Raw genomic sequence first — 2821 nt, forward strand, 5'->3', positions numbered from 1 at the left:
CGTATCGCTCCGGCGAGGACCGCCTTGCCCGCGGTTTGATGGAGGGTGAAGACTTAGGCGTATGACTGACCATATGCCGATGCCGAAGGTTTCCCGACTTGAAGTCGTCTCGACGGGCGCTCGACGCCGTTGGACATTGGAAGAAAAGCAGCGGATCGTCACCGAGAGCTATGGCGGGCCACGTCTGGTGTCGGTGACGGCGCGACGCAACGGGCTGTCGACAAGCCAATTGTTCACGTGGCGCCGGTTGGCGCGCGACGGCAAGTTGAGCGGGGATGCCGCGCCGGCGCTTGTTCCGGTTGAGATCACGCCTGCGGCGGCTCCGATCTCGAGTGACGCGCCACAACCGGTGTCTTCATCGCCTGCGCAACGTGTAAGGGCCGGCATTATCGAGATCGACCTTGGCGGCGGCTGTCGCGTGCGCGTTGACCGGGACGTAGACACCGAGGCGCTGCAGCGGGTTCTTGAAATTTTGAGACGACGATGATCCCGATCCCGAGCGGCGTCAGGGTCTGGATCGCCACTGGCCACACCGATATGCGTCGCGGCATGCAAAGCCTGGCGCTTGCGGTCCAGGAGAGTCTGAAGCGCGATCCTCATGCCGGCGATCTCTACATCTTCCGGGGCCGCCGCGGTGATCTGGTGAAGATTCTTTGGCATGACGGGTTGGGCATGTCGCTCTATGCCAAGCGCCTGGACCGTGGCAAGTTCATCTGGCCCTCGGCGTCGGACGGTGCGGTGTCGATCTCGGCGGCCCAGATGGCTTACATGCTCGAAGGCATCGACTGGCGGAATCCGCAACTGAGCTGGCGGCCACAAAGCGCGGGCTGAGCGCCGAATCGAATCTGTAGCTTCTTGCATTTTGGGGAGTCCCATCGCGTCCAATCTGTGATTCACTCGCGTCGCATGCATGCTGATCGCGACGCTGTTCCGGATGAGGTTGCCGCCCTGAAGAAGGCGCTGGCAGTCGAGCGCGCGAAGGGTTTGGAGATCGCCGGCGAGCTCGCGGTCGCCCGCGCGAAAGCGTCGGAAGACGAGGCGTTGATCGCGCAGCAGAAGCTGCAAATCGCCAAGCTAAAACATCAGATCTATGGGCAACGGTCGGAGCGCTCGGCGCGGCTGATCGAGCAGTTGGCGCTGACGTTCGAAGAGCTGGAAGCTGACGCCACCGAGGACGAGCTGGCGGCGGAACGGGCCGTGGCCAAGACGACCACGGTGCGCGGATTTACGCGCAAGCGCGCCGAGCGCCAGACCTTCCCCGAGCACCTCCCACGGGAACGGGTGGTAATCGATGGGCCTACGGCTTGTGAATGCTGCGGCAGCAATCGTCTTCGCAAGCTCGGCGAGGACGTGACCCGCACGCTAGAAGTGGTGCCGCGCCAGTGGAAGGTGATCGAGACGGTCCGCGAGAAGTTCTCCTGCCGCGACTGCGAGAAGATCAGCCAGGCGCCAGCGCCGTTCCATGCCATCGCTCGCGGGTGGGCTGGTCCGAGCCTCTTGGCCATGATTATGTTTGAGAAGTTCGGCCAGCATCAGCCGCTCAACCGCCAGGCGGAGCGCTACGCTCTGGAAGGCGTGCCGATCGCACTGTCGACCATGGCAGATGCCGTTGGGGCGGTCTGTGCCTCGCTGGATCCTCTGCTGCGCTTGGTGGAAGCCCACGTCATGGCGGCCGAGCGCCTTCATGCTGACGATACGACGGTACCGGTCCTGGCCAAGGGCAAGACCGACACCGGACGGTGCTGGATCTACGTCCGCGACGATCGGTCATTTGTGGGCACGGACCCGCCGGCGGCGATGTTCTACTACTCCCGCGACCGCAAGGGCGAGCATCCCCAAGCGCATCTGGCCCGGTATGCCGGCATCCTGCAGGCCGACGCCTATGACGGGTACAACCAGCTCTATCTGGCGGGACGCCAGCCCGGGCCAATCCGGGAGGCTGCCTGCTGGTCGCATGGACGGCGCCCGTTCTTCGCGATGGCCGACATCGAAGAGAATGCCCGGCGCAAGGCCACCGGCAAAAAGGAAATCCCGCTCTCGCCGATCGCGATCGAGGTCGTGCGGCGGATCGATGCGCTGTTCGAGATCGAACGGTCCATCAACGGCAAGAGTGCCGAGGAGCGCCTTCAGGTGCGGCAGACGCTGAGCCGGCCTCTGGTCGAGGACCTCCAGGTCTATATGCGGGAGCAGCTTGCCAAGCTGTCTCGGGGGCACGACCTGGCCAAGGCGTTCAACTATATTCTGAAGCGCTGGGCGAGCTTCACCCTATTCCTCGAGGACGGCCGCGTGTGCCTCTCCAACAATGCCGCCGAAAGGGGCCTGCGAGGCATCGCACTTGGGCGAAAATCCTGGCTGTTCTGCGGGTCTGATCGCGGCGGGCGGCGCGCCGCAGCTATGTACAGCCTGATCGTCACAGCCAAAATGAACGGCATCGATCCGCAGGCGTGGCTCACGAATGTCCTCGCCCGCATCGCCGCTCATCCGGCTCATCGGCTGGACGAACTTCTGCCCTGGAATTGGACGCCAGCATCTGCGCTCTCCGCTCGAGCGGCGGCATGACCACCTACGTCAACAAGGTCCATCACGTCACCACCATCACCAAGGTCGCCAAAGACCTCGGCGAAGACGAAGATTGGCTGTGGGACATCGCCAACGAGATGGAGATCGAGGATGGCTTCATCTGGGTCTATCGCGTCGGAGAAGACGGCGTTCAGGCGTTCACCGACTTCGGCATCGACAACCTGATCGAGCTTATTAAGTTCTACAAGGAAAACCCTGGACTGCTGAAGCGGTGATCCTGCGGCCTACGCCGAATGGATAC

At 63.2% G+C, this 2821-nt stretch carries 4 protein-coding genes; all 4 read left to right on the plus strand.

All coding sequences use genetic code 11. The features are described from left to right. Window positions 1-61 precede the first annotated feature (61 nt). The 4 genes from IVB01_RS24955 (at window position 62) to IVB01_RS24970 (ending at window position 2795) form a co-directional block, all read left to right on the plus strand. A complete protein-coding gene (locus tag IVB01_RS24955) occupies window positions 62-487 on the plus strand; it encodes a transposase (protein WP_247464098.1) in 426 nt (141 codons plus the stop codon). After that, a complete protein-coding gene (gene tnpB, locus IVB01_RS24960; protein WP_247276983.1) occupies window positions 484-831 on the plus strand; it encodes an IS66 family insertion sequence element accessory protein TnpB in 348 nt (115 codons plus the stop codon). The genes IVB01_RS24955 and tnpB overlap by 4 nt, the downstream gene beginning before the upstream one ends. Before the next feature lie 75 nt (window positions 832-906). Continuing rightward, window positions 907-2559 carry an IS66 family transposase gene (locus tag IVB01_RS24965; RefSeq protein WP_247494943.1) on the plus strand — a complete coding sequence of 551 codons (1653 nt, stop codon included), beginning with the start codon at window positions 907-909 and terminating at the stop codon, window positions 2557-2559. Continuing rightward, window positions 2556-2795, plus strand: coding sequence for a hypothetical protein (locus IVB01_RS24970; protein ID WP_247494944.1), 240 nt, complete (start codon window positions 2556-2558; stop codon window positions 2793-2795). Before IVB01_RS24965 ends, IVB01_RS24970 begins: the two co-directional genes overlap by 4 nt. Window positions 2796-2821: the final 26 nt, after the last annotated feature.

This window comes from Bradyrhizobium sp. 164 (assembly GCF_023073715.1).
Classification (GTDB): domain Bacteria; phylum Pseudomonadota; class Alphaproteobacteria; order Rhizobiales; family Xanthobacteraceae; genus Bradyrhizobium.